14 protein-coding genes are annotated in these 17,642 nt (G+C 63.3%); 3 read left to right on the top strand and 11 right to left on the bottom strand.

The features are described from left to right. Positions 1-6 precede the first annotated feature (6 nt). From O0880_RS11660 to queE, 8 genes are all read right to left on the bottom strand, one after another. A complete protein-coding gene (locus O0880_RS11660) occupies positions 7-1,188 on the bottom strand; it encodes a DUF418 domain-containing protein (RefSeq protein WP_289886590.1) in 1,182 nt (393 codons plus the stop codon). A 5-nt stretch (positions 1,189-1,193) separates the two neighbouring features. After that, complete coding sequence (gene ldcA / locus O0880_RS11655; protein WP_289886589.1) at positions 1,194-2,111, bottom strand: muramoyltetrapeptide carboxypeptidase; 918 nt, start codon at positions 2,109-2,111, stop codon at positions 1,194-1,196. 34 nt (positions 2,112-2,145) lie between these two features. Next, positions 2,146-3,063, bottom strand: a complete 918-nt coding sequence (locus O0880_RS11650; RefSeq protein ID WP_289886588.1) for an alpha/beta hydrolase — start codon at positions 3,061-3,063, stop codon at positions 2,146-2,148. A 152-nt stretch (positions 3,064-3,215) separates the two neighbouring features. After that, entirely contained in the window at positions 3,216-4,373 is a 1,158-nt protein-coding gene (locus tag O0880_RS11645; RefSeq protein ID WP_289886586.1) for a ChuX/HutX family heme-like substrate-binding protein, read from the bottom strand. Positions 4,374-4,435: 62 nt separating this feature from the next. Then, entirely contained in the window at positions 4,436-6,799 is a 2,364-nt protein-coding gene (locus tag O0880_RS11640) for a TonB-dependent hemoglobin/transferrin/lactoferrin family receptor (protein ID WP_289886584.1), read from the bottom strand. Positions 6,800-7,027: 228 nt separating this feature from the next. Continuing rightward, positions 7,028-7,561 (bottom strand): tRNA adenosine(34) deaminase TadA, encoded by a 534-nt coding sequence (tadA, locus tag O0880_RS11635; RefSeq protein WP_289886583.1) that lies wholly within the window; start codon positions 7,559-7,561, stop codon positions 7,028-7,030. Continuing rightward, on the bottom strand, positions 7,554-8,000 hold the full coding sequence (gene queD / locus O0880_RS11630; RefSeq protein ID WP_034755997.1) for a 6-carboxytetrahydropterin synthase QueD: 447 nt from the start codon (positions 7,998-8,000) through the stop codon (positions 7,554-7,556). The genes tadA and queD overlap by 8 nt, the downstream gene beginning before the upstream one ends. Positions 8,001-8,009: 9 nt before the next feature. Further along, entirely contained in the window at positions 8,010-8,645 is a 636-nt protein-coding gene (gene queE / locus O0880_RS11625) for a 7-carboxy-7-deazaguanine synthase (RefSeq protein WP_289886576.1), read from the bottom strand. Positions 8,646-8,949: 304 nt separating this feature from the next. Between queE and O0880_RS11620 the strand changes: the two genes are divergently transcribed. From O0880_RS11620 to O0880_RS11610, 3 genes are all read left to right on the top strand, one after another. Continuing rightward, positions 8,950-9,861 carry a sensor histidine kinase gene (locus O0880_RS11620; RefSeq protein ID WP_289886575.1) on the top strand — a complete coding sequence of 304 codons (912 nt, stop codon included), beginning with the start codon at positions 8,950-8,952 and terminating at the stop codon, positions 9,859-9,861. Positions 9,862-9,951: 90 nt separating this feature from the next. After that, entirely contained in the window at positions 9,952-10,938 is a 987-nt protein-coding gene (locus O0880_RS11615; protein WP_289886573.1) for a diguanylate cyclase, read from the top strand. Between the two features lie 162 nt (positions 10,939-11,100). After that, the gene (locus O0880_RS11610; RefSeq protein WP_289886571.1) at positions 11,101-13,992 is read left to right on the top strand and encodes a pitrilysin family protein; all 2,892 of its coding nucleotides are present in this window, start codon (positions 11,101-11,103) and stop codon (positions 13,990-13,992) included. Between the two features lie 77 nt (positions 13,993-14,069). Here O0880_RS11610 and O0880_RS11605 read toward each other — a convergent pair whose 3' ends face one another. The 3 genes from O0880_RS11605 to O0880_RS11595 all read right to left on the bottom strand — a co-directional run bounded on the left by O0880_RS11605 (position 14,070) and on the right by O0880_RS11595 (position 17,449). Continuing rightward, positions 14,070-16,271: an OsmC domain/YcaO domain-containing protein gene (locus O0880_RS11605; RefSeq protein ID WP_289886570.1), complete on the bottom strand. Its 2,202-nt coding sequence runs from the start codon at positions 16,269-16,271 to the stop codon at positions 14,070-14,072. Between the two features lie 117 nt (positions 16,272-16,388). Continuing rightward, on the bottom strand, positions 16,389-16,643 hold the full coding sequence (locus O0880_RS11600; protein WP_071323486.1) for a hypothetical protein: 255 nt from the start codon (positions 16,641-16,643) through the stop codon (positions 16,389-16,391). Between the two features lie 20 nt (positions 16,644-16,663). Beyond that, positions 16,664-17,449: a DNA/RNA non-specific endonuclease gene (locus O0880_RS11595; protein WP_289886569.1), complete on the bottom strand. Its 786-nt coding sequence runs from the start codon at positions 17,447-17,449 to the stop codon at positions 16,664-16,666. Positions 17,450-17,642 lie beyond the last annotated feature (193 nt).

Genomic DNA, 17,642 nt, shown 5'->3' with positions numbered 1-17,642 from the left:
GCAGGATCAGCCCGGCAAGCGGGCCAGCCGGCGCCACAGCGCCTCGGCGGGGCCTTGCCTGAAGTGGCGCAGCCAGTAGCGGCTGAGCAGCACCTGCCCCGCCATGATCAGTATCGCCAGTCCCAGCATCTCGGCGGGACGCAGACGGGCGCCCCAGCCCAGGCCCGGCCCCTGCAGCAGCCAGGTCCCCAGCATGGACTGCAGCAGATAGTTACTCAGCGCCATGCGCCCCACGGGCGCCAGCCAGGAAGCGAGCCAGCGCAGCATGAAGGGGCCGGCCAGCATCAAGGCCGCCACATAGCCTGCGGCAAGCACGGGGCCGCCCGCGAACAGGCCCGCCTCGAACAAGGCCGCGTCGAACACCTGTTGATACGGATCGACCACTTGCCACGTGATGGCAAACGCCGCCAGCAAATTGAACGGCAGTCCCACGCCCAGCCCCACGCCGCAGACCCAGCGCCACAGGCGCCCGTGGCGCTGCGGCTGCGTCAGCCAGCCCAAACGCACACCAAGGATACCCAGCAGGAACAGCACGACGATGTGCGGCAGCATGACGATGGCGTACAGCAAGGACGTCAGGTAGTCGTTGGCGCGCAGCTTTGCCACGGCCCACGCGCCGCCTTGCGTATAGATGGCGTACCGGGCGGCAAAACTTTGCAGATCGTGCGCCGTGTCCGGGGCGCCGCCCTGCTGGCCCACGGGAATCAATAAACACATGAACAGCAGGAAACCGCCCGCCACCAGCCAGGCGCGGTTGCGAACGCGGCTCAGCCTGGCGGACGCCAGCGGCAGGATCAGCATGCCGGCAACGGCATACGAGGTCAGCACGTCGCCGCTCCACACGCAAAAACCATGCAGCAGGCCCAACGCAAGCAGCCAGCGCAGCCGACGCCTGTAGGCGGCCTGCGCCTCTTCCCAGCTGCCCAGCCGCTGCTTCAACGAGCGCGTCTGCAGGGCAAAGCCGGCGCCGAACAGAAAGGCGAAGATGGGATAGAACTTGAATTGCGCCAGCGCCGCCACGAGGAAGATCACCAGCTGGTCGAGCACGGGCGGCTGGGCCGGCAAGGTACCGTAGCGCAAGGAGATGGTGCCCCAGGCAAAGCCCCAGATATTCACCAGCAGGATGCCGAACACGGCGATGCCGCGCAGCACGTCCAACTGCGGCAAGCGGCCGGGCCGGGCGTGCATGGCGTTCAGGGGCGTTGCAAGGTTGGGTAGTCGCCCACCTGCAGGCTAAAGCCGGCTTCGTCCGAGCGCAGCCGCGCCTGGCCGCCGAACGGCAAGGTGACCCGGCGGCGGATATGGCCGAACTCGAGTCCCGTCAGCACGGGCACGGGCAAGCGCTGGCGCACATACGCCAGCATGGCGTCGAAATCGTAGCCGTTATCCATGGGACTGAGTTTATACGCGGAAAAATCGCCGAGCACCACGGCTTGCTGGCGGCCAATCACGCCCGCGTGCAGCAGTTGCAGCAGCATGCGCTCGACCCGGTACGGGTGTTCGTTGACGTCTTCCAGGAACAGGATGCCGCCATCGATCTCGGGGAAATACGACGTGCCCAGCAAGTGGACCAGCATGGCCAGGTTGCCGCCCCATAGCTGGCCTTGCAGTTCGACCTGCGGATTGCCTTGCGCCACGCCGGTGACCGTGTGCGTGGGGCCGGCCAGGCATGACCACAGTTGATTCAGCGTAAATTGCTCGGGCTCATCGCGGATGAAATCGTCGCAGACCATGGGGCCGGCAAAGCTGGCGCGGCCCGTCTTGGCCAGCAAGCCCATGTGGAAGGCCGTGAAGTCGCTGTAGCCGACAAACAGCTTGCCGCTGTCGGCCATGGCCTGGAAATCGATCTCGGGCAGGATGCGGCTGATGCCGTAGCTGCCGCGCAGGGCGAGCACCACTTGCACGGCCGGGTCGGCGGCGGCCGCGTTCAGCTGCGCCAGCCGGCCCGCATCCGTGCCGCCGAAGCGCTGGAACTTGTGTTCGGCATCATAGTAATTGTGGACGGTGGCGCCTTGCGCCTGCAGGCGGGCGATGCCGCGCGCCAGGGCCGCCTCGTCGGGCGCATACCCGCCCGGCGCGACGATGGCAATGCCAATCTCAGGTGTGTTCAAAATATGCCCGGGCCTTCAAAAGTGGTGGGCGCGCCTAGGCTGGCTGGGAGCGCATCTGGGGCGCCATCTTACCTTGCAGATGCATATCGATCAAGGCAAGCAGACGCTCGATCAGCTGCGGCGGCATGTCGTGTCCCATGCCTTCGATCACTTCCAGCCGGGCGTCGGGAATCAGGGCCGCCGTGTCGATGCCGCAGGCGACGGGGATCAGCGGGTCGGCCGCGCCATGGATCACCAGGGACGGACAGCGGATGCTCGGCAGCAAGGCCGTGCGCTCGCCCGAGGCGGCAATCGCCACCATTTGCCGCGCCACGCCTTCCGGGCAGCTGCCCCGCTCCAGCGCCGCCTCGATGCGCTGGTACAGCAGTTTTTCCGAGACGGGATAGGCGGGACTGCCGATGACGCGCACGGTGGCGGCCATGTGCGCCATCAGCTCGGCGCGGCTGGCATTGCGTTTCGGACGTTGCAGCAAGGCGTTGCGGGCCGCCCGCGTGGGACCGGGCAAGCCGCGCCGGCCGCTGCTCGACATGATGGAAGTCAGACTGAGCACCTGTTGCGGCGCGCGCGCCGCCATCACCTGCGCGATCATGCCGCCCATCGACACGCCGATCACGTGCGCCTGGGCAATACGCAGGGCCGACATCAGGCCCAGCGCATCGTCCGCCATGTCGTTGAGGGTGTAGGAACTTTTCAGGGGCCAGCCGACGAGGTTTTTCACGTAGGCCAGCGGTAGATACGGCTTGCCGGCCAGCGCCATCTTGCTCGACAGGCCGCTGTCGCGGTTGTCGAAACGCAAGACGCGAAAGCCTTGCTCGACGATGCCTTCGACGAAGTCCGATGGCCAGGCGATCAGTTGCATGCCCAGGCCCATCACCAGCAAGACGCACGGGTCGGCCGGATCGCCGTGGCATTCATAAGCTATGTTGAGGCCGTTCGCCATGATGGTTGCCATGATTGCCTCTCTTCCAGGAACCAGCACGCAGGCACGATCGCTGCGGCCTTGCAATCAGCATACCACTATTGTGCTTCAGACATGAGACCGGCACGCGGCACCCAGCTGAAGTGTTGCCGCGCCGGTACGCCGGGCGGCAACGGTGCTGCAACTTACTTGGCTTTCGGCAGGGAATCGGCCAGGTCCACCCACGCTTGCGGCTGCGGTTTGCCGCGCTCGCGCACGCCGAAGAAGGACACCACTTGCGTGCCTTCCTTGTCGAAGAATTCGACGGAAGTGACGCCGCCGCGCTTGACGACCCAGCCGCTGCGCAAGGCCGTGTCGCGGATGTGCAGGTTGAAGTCCGGGTCCAGCACGTTGAAAAAGCCGCCGGCGGCCATGGTTTTTTCGATCTTGCCGCTGTAGATCTGCGTCAAGCCCTCATTGCCCAGAAACACCATGATGGCGACCTTGTTCCTGGCCGCGTTTTCCAGCAGGGTGCGCAGCGCTTCCGGCGTCACGCGTTCGACCACGCCGGCCGGCGCCAGGCGCAGCGCCTGTTCGCGCGTCAGGTGGAATTCGCGCATGATTTGCGCAAACTGGTGCACGTCCGTCATGTCTTTCCACGCCAGCTGGAATTCCTTGACGTCGATCTCGGCGTCCGGCTTTTCCGCCGCTTTCGGCGCCACGGCCAGCACGTTCAGCTCGGCACTTTGCTCGGGCAGGCGGAACGTTGCCACCAGCTTGTCGTAGACGGCCACACCCGGTTCGTTACGCAGATAAATCTTGTGCACGGCCGTGCCGTTGGCGTCGAAGAATTGCAGGCTGCGCGTCGGCTTGCCGTCACGGCCGGGCTGGACCACGGCGAATGCGTATTTCCAGTTTTCAAAGTGGAAACGCAGGTCGATCTGGCCGCCCAGGTAGCCGCCCGCGATATTGCGCTGGCGCGCTTCCTGTTCCGGATCCTGCTTGGCGTCGGCCTGTTCCGACTTGTCGCCTGCCTGCTTGAACTTGCTGGCCGTGCCCGTCGTTTCGATCACGCCGTTTTCATTGCGCGTGATCGCCTGCACCACGCCCAGGTCCAGCGCGGCGCGCATGATTTCGCGCGGCTGGTTGCCGTCGGCCTGCAGGCGCGTGACGCCATTGCCGATGTTGGTTGCCAGCAATTGCGCTTCCGATACACCGAGTGCGCGCGCCGCGTCGCGGATCTGCAGCTTGGGCTGCTCCGTGCGCAAGGTGGACCAGCGTTCCGCCAAAGTGGCTGGGGCCGCATATGCGTTTGCAATCAGCAGGCTGCCTAGCAGGGATAGAACGAGTTTGGATAACTTCATAGAGAGACCATTCAATCAAACATGGAAAAAAAGAGGGGCAGCCGCCCCTCCCCGGTAAAAAATCAATAGTTGATGCTGAGGCTGGCGGCGACGTTGCGGCCAGGCTTGGCGTAGCGCTCGATCTCGGTGCGGCTGGCCGCCGTAGTGCCGGCGGACAGGCTGCGCGCAGCGGCGTAATCCCAGTACTTGCGATCCGTCAAGTTGTACACGCCGACGATGATCTTGGCGTTCTTGTGCACGTTCCAGTAGGTCGACAGGTCGAAGATGGTGTACGACGGCACCTTGTAGCGTGGCGCGGTCGTGCCCATCAGCAAGTCGTTCGGCGCCTGTTTCTCGCCGGCGTGCAGCGCCGTCAGTTCCAGGCCGAACAATTTGTTGGCATGGTCATAGCCGAAGGTCAGCGCCGTCTTGGCCGGCGCCACCGAGGCCAGGCCGCCGCTCTCGCCCGTCAGGGTATTGAAGGAGCGGCCCTTGGCCACGCCCGTGGCCAGGTCGACGCGGTAGCCCTGCATGGCTGGCGACCAGGCGCCCAGCTCCGCGCGCAGGCTCAGCTCGGCGCCCCAGGTGCGCGCGTTGCCGATGTTTTCCGGACGGTACAAGCCCCAGGTGAGGGTCGGGTAATTCACCGGATCCAGGTCTTGCGCCACGTACTCGATCATGTTCTTGTATTCCGTCTGGTAGACGGAAGCGTGCATGCTCAAGCCCCTGGTCACGTCGCCTTTCAGCCCCAGTTCATACGCCTTGCTGGTTTCCTTGCCCAGATTCGGATTGCCCAGCACGGCATAGCCATTACCCGTGCCCGTATAACTGATGGAATCATAGGTGCCCGTGCGTTCAACCGCCGTCGGCAGGCGCGTGCCGCGCGTGAACGTGGCGTAGGCATTCATTTGCGGCAGCACTTCCACGGACAGGCTCAGGCTCGGCGTGAAGTAAGTATCGCTCTCCTTGCGCACTTCCTTGGCTGCGCCCGGTACGCCGATCAGGTAGTTTTGCAGGTTTTTCGGCTCCAGCTTGCGGTAGTCGGCACGCAGGCCCGGCGTCAGCACGGCTTTCTTGCCACCCAGGTCGAAACTGAGGTCGTCACGCACGTACAGGGCCAGCTTGGTGGCGTCCATGTCGGCCATGCGGTTCTTGCGCGTGATCTGGTGCGCGCCCGTGGCGATGACGGTGCGGTCTTCCATCCAGGGGCGGCGCGATTTGGCCTGTTCCAGCTGCACGCCGTACAGCAACGCGTTGTCCGCATTGAGCTGCTTGAACGCTTCCGAGGTCAGGCCGATGCTGTCATTCTTGAAGCTGGTATCGATGGCGCGCTGGAAGTTGCCTTGGTAGGTATAGCGCCCCTTGCTCTTGTCCTCGATCTTCGCGTTCTGCAGATAGACTTTCGAGGTCAGGCGGTCGAACAGGGCGAAATCCTTCAATACCAGATCGTGGCCCAGGCTGACGCGGGTACGCTTGGTGGTGGAATCCTGCTGCACGCCGTCCGGATACATGGCGCTGACTTTATTGTTGAGATCGCGCTTGTTCTTGCGTTCGAACATGTCGACCGTCAAGTCCAGCTTTTGTTCGCCCGGCAAGGCCCACACCAGCTTGGACAGCAAGGCGTTCGAATGCCAGTCATCGGGGTTGACGGGGGCGCTGCCGCGGCTGTCAAGCTGCTCGCCGTCGCGGTGCACGTACACGGCCAGGCCTTGCAGATTGGCGCCGATCTTGGCGGCACCGGTCAAAGTGTGCGCATTGCTGCGGTCCACCGTGGCGCGGCCGTACTTATACGCCACGTAATGGTCCACCCCTTCGCCCAGGTAATCTTCGGGCGACTTGGTGATGAAGGCCACGCCGCCGCCCAGGCCGGGATTGGCGCCGCTGACGGACGTCGTGCCCGAATCGATGCGCACTTCGCGGAAAGTTTCTGGATCGAAATAGTCGCGGCCCATGCCAAACGCGTTGAGGGTATTGCTGTCCGGCTTCGGTGCGGCATCGGGCAGGGAAATGCCATCGAGTTCCAGGCTGACCCGGTTGCCTTCCAGGCCGCGGATGTTGTAGCCGGTATTGCCCGCGCCATCCCAGATGCCGCCGCCGCCCGAGGCCGCCATTGGCGTACTGATCAGCGGCTGATAGCGCACGACACCGGCCATGTCCGTCACGTTGCGGCGCTCCAGGTCATCGCTGCGTATCACCGTCTTGGTGCCCGCGCGGCGCTCGTAGTCCTGCTTGGCATTGACGACGATTTCCGGGAAGACGGGCAGCTTGGCCGGTTCCTGCGCGGCCGTGCCCGCATTGATGGCGGCCGTTTGCGCATACACAGGCAGCATGGGCGCCGCGAACAGGCCCAGCAAGGCGGCGCGCAGCACCAGGTTATGCCGGCGGGCAGGAAGACGAATGGCAGGAACGACGGGTGCAGCGGTGCGCTGCAGAGGCACTGTAGTCATGATGATCCGGTGGAAGAGTGAAGGCTGGCTCTTGAACCCGGATCAATAACGATACGCAAGGGAAGTTTGCTGGCGAAAACAATACTGTAACACGAATCATTCTCATTTGAGAATGATAAATGGTCTATACAGATGTTATTTCGCAACAGTTATAAAAAATGCCAGCCGGAATGGCTGGCATGCGCATGCTGGCAGGAATGCGGGCCGGAACCCCCTGCCCGCTCCTGGCTAGACCTGGGCGCCGGGATTGGCCAGCTTGCGCGCTTCCGCCTGGGCACGCCGGCGCTCGACGAAGAAACGCTTGAGGAAGGCGCCGCACTCGTCGGCCAGCACGCCGCCTTCGATGGCCGTCTGGTGGTTCAGCGCCGTCTGCTCGAACAGATTCAGCACGGAGCCGCAGGCACCCGTCTTCGGATCGCCCGCGCCAAACACGACGCGCGCCAGGCGCGCATGCAGCATGGCGCCCGAGCACATCACGCACGGCTCCAGGGTCACATACAGTTCGCAGCCGGGCAAGCGGTAGTTGCCCAGCTTGTCGGCGGCCGCACGCAAGGCCATGATCTCGGCGTGCGCCGTCGGATCGTGGCGGCCGATGGGCTGGTTGTAGCCGACGGCGATGACTTCCCCGTCCTTGACGACGACGGCGCCCACGGGCACCTCGCCCAGGTCCCACGCATGCTGCGCCTGCTCCAGGGCCAGCCGCATGAACCCGGCGTCGGCCGCGTTCACGGCAGGCACGGCGCAGTCAGGGGTTTCAGTCATCGGTCACTTCTGCCCAGCAGTTTGGCGTTTCATGCAGCACCAGCTTATGCAGGTGCAAGCCCGTGCCGAAGTGGTCGGTAAACGCGGCTTTCAGGATGTCGAAGGCGATGCGCGCCAGGTTTTCCACGGTGGGGATGCGGTCGATGACGACCGTCTTGTGGTCAGGCAGGCTGGCCAGGAAGTCGCGCACGGCCGTGTCTTTCTCGTACACCAGGAAGGCGTGGTCCCAGACATCGACCAGGTGCTGCTTGGCCAGTGTCTTGACGTCGGAAAAGTCCATGATCATGCCATTGTCGGAATTGCCTTCCGCTTCGATTACCTTGCCGACCAGGGTGATTTCCACCGTATAGCGGTGGCCGTGCAGGTTGCGGCACTGGCTTTTGTGGTCGGGAATGCGGTGGCCCGCGTCGAATTCGAGCTTGCGTGTGATAGTCAGCATATTATTTGTTTAAGGTATTTGCAGGAGTTTATGGGTTTGCAGGCTCAGCTTCCACTTCGGGTTGCTTTTGCATGTCTCGATGGCCAGCTTCATGTTGTGCGCGGCCAGGGGGCCGTCCATCGCCTGCACGAAGAAGTTCTCGAAGTCCAGTTGTTCGTAGGCGGCCAGGTCTTGCTGGAACTGGGGAATGACCACCTTGATTTCATTGCCTTTGTGCACCACCAGGGTCGAGCCCATCTTCGGGCTGACGCAGATCCAGTCCACGCCGGGCGGCACGGGCAAGGTGCCGTTGGTTTCGATGGCGATGGTAAAGCCCACCGCGTGCATGGCGTCGATCAGCGCGGCATCGAGCTGCAGCAGCGGTTCGCCCCCCGTAAACACCACGTATTTGCTGGCGGTATAGCTGGTCGGCCACAGGCTGTCGATCAGCGCGGCCAGCTCGGCCGGCGTCTTGAACTTGCCGCCCCGTTCGCCATCCGTGCCGACGAAATCCGTGTCGCAGAACTGGCACACGGCCGTGGCGCGGTCGCTTTCGCGGCCCGTCCACAGATTGCAGCCGGAAAAGCGGCAAAACACGGCTGGACGACCCGCATGCGCGCCTTCCCCCTGCAGGGTATAAAAAATCTCTTTGATGCTATAAGTCACTGTATTTCCTAAGAGCTGGCTGGCGCCATCGCGCATGGCGGGCGCATGGATGCGGACGCGCACGGCGCTAACCGCAGGGCCGGGACCGCAAAAGCCGATTGACAACCCTCTATTATATGCCGCCCAGACACTTCCCGTGCAAATGCCGCGCCCGGCGCCTGGATGGCCCGCCATGGCCGCCAGGAAAACGACAGCAGCGCGCCTATCTGCCGAGCTTTTGCGTTTAGACAATATAAATATACACAAGATAATATATTTTCAGGCAATAGCATTGCCTGTTGGAAAACATTCGGGGAGCGAGGAGATGATGCAACGCGCCATACGCCTGCCGGTTCGCCTCGGCATTGTTGCCTGCTTTGCTGCGGGCACGGCCGCATCCCTGCATGCGGGCCACGCCGACGAATCGCTGGCGCAGGTGAATACGCCCTTGAACCTGATGACGGTCTGCGCCGTCCTGCTGGGCGCGCTGGCCTTGCTGCTGCTGTGGCGCCAGCACTGCCTGGCCGCGCGCCTGCACGCGCAGGAGCAGCTGCGCGCGGACGCCGAGCGCACGCTGCTGGCCGGCGAGCAGCAAAAGGCGCGCGAACAGGAGCGCCAGCGCATCGGGCGCGATATCCATGACGACCTGGGCCAGCATCTGCTGACCCTGAAAATCGACCTGTGCATGTTGCAGACGAGCACGTGCGACGCCACGCCGCTGCTGGCGCAGAAACTGGCCATGATCGTGCAGAATGTCGACCTCAGTATCGCCGCCCTGCGCTGCGTGATCCACGACCTGCGCCCGCCCGCCCTCGAGCTGGGTCTGCAGTCAGCCTTCGACGGCTTGCTGGCCGATTTTTCGCGCAATACGGGCGTCGTCTGCGCGTGCATGTGCGAACCCGCGCTGGCCGAGGGCGCGGCAGGCGCGCACGCCATCCTGCTGTACCACGTGCTGCAGGAGGCGCTGGCCAATATCGCCCGCCACGCGCACGCCACGCGCGTCAGCGTACAGCTGCGCCGCCGGGCCGCCACGCTGGAGTTCCGCATCAGCGACAACGGCGTCGGCATGCCCGCCGCCGCCCGCCTCGGCTGCGGCCTGTCCGGCATGCATGAACGCCTGGCCAGCGCCGGCGGCGCCCTGCGCATCGACAGCCGCGGCGGCGTCGATAGCGGCACCACCTTGCACCTGTCGCTGCCGCTGCCGGCCACGCCGGACGAACGTGCCGGCTATCCCTGAGAATATTGCTCAATATCAACATCATTTACCCGCCACGCTGCATCATGGCGGTCGAGCCAGCCCCATTCCACGCCCGATAAGGATGCTTTCATGCCGGACAGCCACGCACAGGCCAGCGAGTCGCCCTATGGTGTCGCCCATGGTTTCGCCGTCAAAATGATGGAATTGCTGGTCGTGCCGACCTTTGTGCTCGACGTGCATGGCCAGGTGATGATCTGGAACCGCGCCTGCGAACAGCTGACGGGCGTGCCGGCCGCCGAAGTGCTGGGCACGCGCGAGGCGGGAAGCTGCTTTTACACGGATCAGCGCCCCACCCTGGCCGACCTGCTGCTGGCCGGGCGCGGCGGCGACTTGCACGCCGTGTATGCGCAGCAGCAATACCGCGGCAACACGGGCGACAATTTGTGCGCGGAAAACTGGTGCGACATGCCGCGCACGGGCCGCCGGCGCTACCTGGCCGTCGATGCCAGCCCCATCTACGGCAATCCCGGCGAACTGATCGCCGTCGTCGAAACCCTGCGCGACATGACCGATGAAAAACGCGCGCACGTGGAGCTGGAACGCCTGGCCACGCGCGACGGCTTGACGGGCCTGGCGAACCGGCGCTGCTTCGACGATACCCTGCATGCCGAATGGCAGCGCGCCCAGCGCCAGCAGCAGGCGCTGTCGCTGCTGATGGTCGATGTCGACAATTTCAAGCAATACAACGACAGCCACGGCCACCAGGGGGGCGACCTGTGCCTGCGCAAGGTGGCTGGCGCCGTCGCCAGCGAAATGCGCACGAACGACCTGGTGGCCCGCTATGGCGGCGAAGAGTTCGCCGTGATCCTGCCGAACCAGTCGCTGAAGGGCGCGGCCATCGTGGCCGAGCGCATACGCCAGCGCGTCGAGCGTTTGCAACTGCCGCGCAGCAAGCAAGGCGGCGCCTGCGTCACCGTCAGCATCGGCGCCGCCACCGCCCTGCCCGGCGCCGGCACGGAACTGGGCCAGCTGATCCACACGGCCGATTGCGCCCTGTACCGCGCCAAGCACCTGGGCCGCAACCGCATCAGCTTGCCGGAGACGACGCTGACGTGAGTGTCCGCGCCAGCGGCATGCCTTGCCCGCTCGCGCCATTGCCCTGACAGGGCCGCCCCTGCATGCTGCATGCCAAAACGCCTTGCCCCCTATGCACGGCGGCATGAATATTCTATGCTGCGGCGTTGCACTTTCCACATTCCAAGAAAAGAAGGAGCCCTCGTGTCAAGAATCATGCCCGTTTTCATCCCCGCTTTCGCCCTGGCCCTGTCGGCCATGGCCTCGTCCAGCCTGGCCCAGCAAACGGCCGGCGCCGCGCCAGCCAAGCCCGTCATTGCGAAAAGCGCCGCCGCCGGCAAGGCCGATCTGCTGCCGTTCAAGGCCACGGAAAAGACCCTGGCCAACGGCTTGAAGATCATCATCGTGCCGACCGGCTTCCCGAACATCGTCTCGCTGCAGATTCCCGTGCAGACGGGGTCGCGCAATGAAGTCGAGCCGGGCAAGTCCGGTTTCGCGCATTTCTTCGAACACATGATGTTCCGCGGCACCAAGGCCTATCCGCCCGAAAAATACCAGGACATCATCACCAAGGCGGGCGCGCGCCAGAACGCCTACACCAGCGACGATCTGACCAATTACCACACGACGTTCGCCAAGGACGACCTGGAAACCGTGCTGAAGGTGGAAGCGGATCGCTTCCAGCACCTCGACTATGCGGAAGACGCGTTCAAGACGGAATCGCGGGCCGTGCTGGGCGAATACAACAAGAACAGCGCCAATCCCGTCTCGAAACTGTTCGAAGTGATGCGCGACAGCGCCTACACGACGCATACCTACAAGCACACGACGATGGGCTTCATCCAGGACATCGAGGACATGCCGAACCAGTATGCCTACTCGAAGATCTTCTTCGACCGCTGGTACCGCCCGGAACGCACCACCATCATCATCGCCGGCGACGTCGAGCCGCAGCACGCCATCGCACTGGTGGAAAAATACTGGAGCGGCTGGCAGCGCGGCAAGCGGCAGGCAGCCGTGCCCGTCGAACCGGCACCGCATGGCCCCGTCTACAAGCACGTGGCCTGGCCTACGCCGACCCTGCCATGGGTGGCCGTCGGCTTCCATGCGCCGGCGTTTTCCGTGAAGGACAAGGACCAGGCGGCGCTGGCGACCCTGCTGTCGCTGTCGTTCGGCCGCACCTCGCCGCTGTATAAACGCCTGGTGCAGAACGAGCAAAAGGTCGACCAGCTGTTCGACATGACGCCGGACCGGGTCGACCCGACCCTGGCCGTGCTGGGCGCGCGCGTGAAAAACCTCGCCGACGCCGTCTACGTGCGCGACGCGATCCTCGCCACCGTGGCGCAGCTGCGCGAGACGCCCGTCAGCGAGAAAGACCTGGCGGACGCCAAGTCGGCGGAAAAATACGGCCTGATCCGCACCCTCGACAATACCGAGCAGATCGCCGGCACCCTGGCCTCGTTCGTGCATTTCGACCGTTCGTATGCCACCCTGAACCAGTACTACCGCCTGATCGACTCGCTCACCCCGGCCGACCTGCAGGCGGCCGCGCGCAAATACCTGAACGACGACGGCCTGGTGCTGACCACCCTGTCGCATGAAGCCATGCCGGCCGCCATCGCCAGCGTGCCGAAACTGGCCAGCCTGCTGCCAGCCGCCCCGAACGCGAAGTTCGACGTGCTGGTGCAAAAGTCCGCGCTGCCGCAAATCCGCTACAAGCTGCTGTTTACGGCCGGCTCTGCGCACGATCCGCAAGGCAAGGAAGGCCTGGCCGCGCTGACGGCCGCCATGGTGGCGTCGGGCGGCTCGTCCGAGCGCAAGATCGACGAAGTCAACCAGGCCCTGTTCCCGCTGGCCGGCAGCTTTACGCAACAGGCGGACAAGGAAATGACGACGTTTACCGGTTCCATCCACAAGGATAACTGGACCCAGTTCAGCGACATCGCCCTGCCGCTGCTGCTCTCGCCCGGTTTCCGCGAGGACGACTTCCGCCGCCTGAAAGATGCGCAGAAGAACGCGCTGCTGCTGGACCTGAAGGACAATAACGAGGAAGAGTTCGCCAAGGAGCGGCTGCAGACGAATGTCTACGCGGGCACGCCGTACGGCCACCCGGTGCTGGGCACCGTGGCCGGCATCGACGCCATCACGCTCGACGACGTGAAACAGTTCTGGAAGACGGCGTATGCGCAAGGCGCCGTGAAGGTGGGCATTTCCGGCGACGTCTCGGACGCCATGACGGCTTCGCTGACGCAGGCGCTGGCGAAGCTGCCGGCCGGTCCCGGCTTGCCGGCCACGGTGAAACCCGTGGGCCGCAAGGCGAACGGCCTGGAAGTGGAAATCATCGAGAAAAACACGCGCGCCACGGCCATTTCCTTCGGCTTGCCGCTCGAGGTGACGCGCACGCACGCGGACTTCCCCGCCCTGTGGCTGGTGAAGACCTGGCTGGGCGAACACCGCGCCTCGAATTCCTACCTGTACCAGCGCATCCGTGAAATCCGCGGCATGAACTATGGCGACTATGCCTACATCGAAGCCTTCCCGCGCGGCATGTACCAGTTCTTCCCGAACCCGAACCTGGGCCGCAAGGCGCAGCTGTTCGAAATCTGGATCCGCCCCGTGGCGCCAGAAAACGCCCACTTCGCCCTGCGCGTAGCGCTGACGGAATTGGGCAAGCTGGTCGACAACGGCTTGACGCAGGAACAGTTCGCCACCACGCGCGACTACCTGATGAAGAACGTATTCGTCATGACCTCGACGCAGGACCAGCAGCTCGGTTACGCGCTCGACTCGCAATGGTATGGCACGCCCGAGTTCACCAAGCTGATGCGTGATGGCCTGTCGAAACTGACGGTGGCCGACGTCAACCGCGCCATCCAGCAGCACCTGTCGGCAAAGAACCTGTCCGTGGTGGTGATCGCCAAGGATGCGGCCGGCCTGAAGGATAAGCTCGTCAGCGACGCCTACTCGCCCATCAAGTACGATGGCAACAAGCCGCAAGCGCTGCTAGCCGAAGACAAGGTCATCGGTGCCATGAAACTCAACATCAAGCCGGAAGCGGTGACGGTGACGCCTGCGGCGCAGGCGTTCGCCAAATAAGACGGGAAGAAACGCGGTTCAAACCTGGTCCGGCGCAGCATGGCCGCTCAGGCTTGAACCCGTGTATGAAGCGGCGGTCAGCCGATGGCCGCCGCCCTGGCCCGCGCCGCGTGCAGTTTCTTGAAGCTATCGATCAGGCGCTGGTGCCGGTCCAGCCCTTCCAGCTGCATGCTGGTGGGCGTCAGGCCGTAGAAACGCACGCTGCCGTCCACCGAACCGAGCACGGCGTCCATCCGTTCGTTGCCAAACATGCGGCGGAAATTGACCGCGTAATCGTCCAGTTCCAGCTCGTCGTCGAGCACTACCTCCAGCACCACGTTCAAGGCCTGATAAAACAGCCGGCGCTCGACCGTGTTGTCGTTGTACTGCAAGAAGGTTTCCACCAGCTCCTTGGCTTCCTCGAATTGCTGCAAGGCCAGCTGGATCAGCAGTTTCAATTCCAGCGTCGTCAACTGTCCCCACACCGTATTTTCATCGAATTCGATGCCGATCAGGGTGGCGATGTCGCCGTACTCGTCCAGCTCGCTGTTCTCCAGGCGCTCGAGCAAGTCTTCCAGGCTGGCCTCGTCCAGGCGATGCAGGTTCAGGATGTCGGCGCGGAACAGCAAGGCCTTGTTGGTATTGTCCCAGATCAAATCCTCGACCGGATACACTTCCGAATAACCGGGCACGAGGATACGGCAGGCGGTGGCGCCCAGCTGGTCATACACGGCCGTGTAGACTTCCTTGCCCATGTCGGCAAGGATGCCGAACAGGGTCGCCGCTTCCTCGGCATTCGAGTCGTCGCCGTGGCCGGAAAAATCCCACTCGACAAAATCGTAATCGGCTTTCGCGCTGAAAAAGCGCCACGATACGATGCCGCTCGAATCGATGAAATGTTCGACAAAGTTGTTCGGCTCGGTGACGGCTTCGCTGGCAAACGTGGGCTGCGGCAGGTCGTTGAGGCCTTCAAAGCTGCGGCCCTGCAGCAATTCCGTCAGGCTGCGCTCGAGCGCCACTTCCAGGCTCGGGTGTGCGCCGAACGAGGCAAACACGCCGCCCGTGCGCGGATTCATCAAGGTCACGCACATGACGGGGTAGGTGCCGCCCAGCGACGCATCCTTCACCAGCACGGGAAAGCCCTGCTCTTCCAGGCCCTGAATGCCGGCCAGGATGCCAGGATATTTCGCCAGCACTTCCTGCGGCACGTCGGGCAAGGCGATCTCGCCTTCGAGGATTTCGCGCTTGACGGCCCGTTCGAAAATTTCCGACAAACATTGCACCTGCGCTTCGACGAGGGTATTGCCGGCGCTCATGCCATTGCTGACATACAGGTTTTCGATCAGGTTCGACGGGAAGTACACGACCTCGCCATCCGACTGGCGCACATACGGCAGCGAACAGATGCCGCGCTCGGCATTGCCGGAGTTGGTGTCGACCAGGTGCGAGGCGCGCAGCTCGCCATCGGGATTGTAGATGTCCAGGCTGTATGCATCGAGAATGCCGTCCGGCAAGGCATCCTTGCGGCCAGGCTTGAACCAGCGCTCGTTCGGATAGTGCACGAACGGCGCGTTGGCGATGTCTACGCCCCAGAACGAACCGGCATAGAAATGGTTGTTGCTGATGCGCTCGATATACTCGCCCAGGGCCGAGGCCAGCGCGCTTTCCTTAGTCGCACCCTTGCCGTTGGTAAAGCACATGGGCGAATGGGCATCGCGGATATGCAGCGACCACACATTGGGAATGATGTTGCGCCACGACGCGATTTCAATCTTGATGCCCAGGCCCGCCAGCAGGCCCGACATATTGGCGATGGTTTGTTCCAGCGGCAAATCCTTGCCGGTGATATAGGTGCTCGCGCCCGGCGCCGCATTCAGGGTCAGCAGGGCCTGGGCATCGGCGTCGAGGTTCTCGACTTCTTCAATCACGAACTCGGGGCCCGTCTGCACCACTTTTTTCACCGTGCAGCGGTCAATCGAACGCAGGATGCCCTGGCGATCCTTGGCGGAGATATCGGCCGGCAATTCGACCTGGATCTTGAAGATCTGCTGGTAACGGTTTTCCGGGTCGACGATATTATTTTGCGACAGGCGGATATGTTCGGTGGAAATATTGCGTGTATCGCAATACAACTTCACGAAATACGCGGCGCACAGGGCCGACGAGGCCAAAAAATAATCGAACGGGCCCGGCGCCGAGCCATCGCCTTTGTAACGGATGGGCTGGTCGGCAATGACCGTAAAATCATCGAACTTGGCTTCGAGACGCAGCTTGTCGAGAAAGTTGACTTTAATTTCCATGGGGGATAACAAACCTGTGCATTAATGAATTAGCCGCTATTATCCGCCCTTTCCCGCCCACGGCATAGGCTGTTGACTGCTCCCGCACCACCCGGGCGCCGCAGGAGCAGGCCCGCCTCACTCGAACGGATTGGCCACCGACGTCACTTCGGGCGGCGGCAGCTGGTCCGGCAAGTCCTGCTTTTCCAGTTGCGCCACGACGTCGGCCAGCAGCTTTTGCAGCTGTTTTGCCAGGGCCAGGCCCGGCTTGTCCAGGGTCAGGTCGATGTCGCCGCTGATGCTGATGCGGTCGATGCGGTTCTCGACCGTCAGGCTGCCAATTTCCAGCACATCGCTTTCATTGGCGTAGGGAACGAATTTCTTTGCGCACATGGCATTTCCTCTCAATCAGATTATTTCCTGGACTTGCTATTGACCTTCGGCAAACTCAGCATGCGCAACTTCTGCTGCCGCGTCAGCGACGGTAACAGATCGATGCCTATCCTGTCTTCCAGTTGCGCAATGCTCAGCACTTCATAGCTCTTGGTATCCACGTTTTCAATGAAGTAGGCGGCGCCGGCGCGCTGGCGCGGGCTGTACACGGCCTTGTACAGGTGGCTGGGCACGATCACCCTGCCCACCTTGCGCAAATTACCGCCGATAAAGGCCGGTCCCGTGATCACGTACAGGTCGCCCTCCTTCTTCGCCATCTTGCGCACGGCGCCTTCGATGCCGGCCCAGACATAGCGGTTGTTGCGCGAGTCTTGCGGCACCATATTGGCCAGGGTAAAGCTGTCGCGCTGGCTCTGGCGGTCCGGCATGTCGCCATTCGGCGCCATGTGGCCACGGTCGAAGCCGCTGCGCGCATAATCGGCCAGCTCGGCGCGCTGGGCCGCCGGCAGCTTGCGCTCGGCATGGAAGGAGTTTTCACGCGACAAGTCCTGCGCCGCTTCCAGGTTGTTCGCCGTCAAATGTTCGGCCGACCACAGCGGCGTGCGGGTAATCCCCGAGTGCATCACGCCAAACACGTTGTAGCACAGTTCCTTGGTGGCCACTTCCAGCTTGGGGTTGGTGATTTCCGGCCTGCGGCCATCGACGTAATGCGCGGGGCAAGCGGCGGCGTAAGCGAGGTTCGCGGCAAAGGCCGTAGCCAGCATGCCGCACGCCAGGGTCAGCCTGGCGATCGTTCCTTGAATCATATTTCCCTAGTTGAAATCTTTGCAGGCCAGCATTCTAGCGGAGGATAGGCCCGCACCACAAACCTGCCGTGCGCCCGTCCGCGAGGCGGCAAGCGGCCTTGCGGCGAGCTAGCGCAAATAAAGGCCAACATGCAGCGCACAGCCATTCATATCTGCTAAGATTGCCTTGATTCGTTCGCATCGACCATTCAAG

The organism is Janthinobacterium sp. SUN118 (assembly GCF_030397695.1).
GTDB lineage: Bacteria > Pseudomonadota > Gammaproteobacteria > Burkholderiales > Burkholderiaceae_D > Janthinobacterium.
This window is presented reverse-complemented; position numbering and strand designations above follow the sequence as displayed.

Bases quoted from the DNA above. Each gene is read 5' to 3' on its own strand.
- O0880_RS11660 (WP_289886590.1), bottom strand. From the start codon at position 1,188: ATGCACGCCCGGCCCGGCCGCTTGCCGCAGTTGGACGTGCTGCGCGGC.
- O0880_RS11650 (WP_289886588.1), bottom strand. From the start codon at position 3,063: ATGGCAACCATCATGGCGAACGGCCTCAACATAGCTTATGAATGCCAC.
- O0880_RS11645 (WP_289886586.1), bottom strand. From the start codon at position 4,373: ATGAAGTTATCCAAACTCGTTCTATCCCTGCTAGGCAGCCTGCTGATT.
- O0880_RS11640 (WP_289886584.1), bottom strand. From the start codon at position 6,799: ATGACTACAGTGCCTCTGCAGCGCACCGCTGCACCCGTCGTTCCTGCC.
- tadA (WP_289886583.1), bottom strand. From the start codon at position 7,561: ATGACTGAAACCCCTGACTGCGCCGTGCCTGCCGTGAACGCGGCCGAC.
- queD (WP_034755997.1), bottom strand. From the start codon at position 8,000: ATGCTGACTATCACACGCAAGCTCGAATTCGACGCGGGCCACCGCATT.
- O0880_RS11620 (WP_289886575.1), top strand. From the start codon at position 8,950: ATGATGCAACGCGCCATACGCCTGCCGGTTCGCCTCGGCATTGTTGCC.
- O0880_RS11615 (WP_289886573.1), top strand. From the start codon at position 9,952: ATGCCGGACAGCCACGCACAGGCCAGCGAGTCGCCCTATGGTGTCGCC.
- O0880_RS11605 (WP_289886570.1), bottom strand. From the start codon at position 16,271: ATGGAAATTAAAGTCAACTTTCTCGACAAGCTGCGTCTCGAAGCCAAG.
- O0880_RS11600 (WP_071323486.1), bottom strand. From the start codon at position 16,643: ATGTGCGCAAAGAAATTCGTTCCCTACGCCAATGAAAGCGATGTGCTG.
- O0880_RS11595 (WP_289886569.1), bottom strand. From the start codon at position 17,449: ATGATTCAAGGAACGATCGCCAGGCTGACCCTGGCGTGCGGCATGCTG.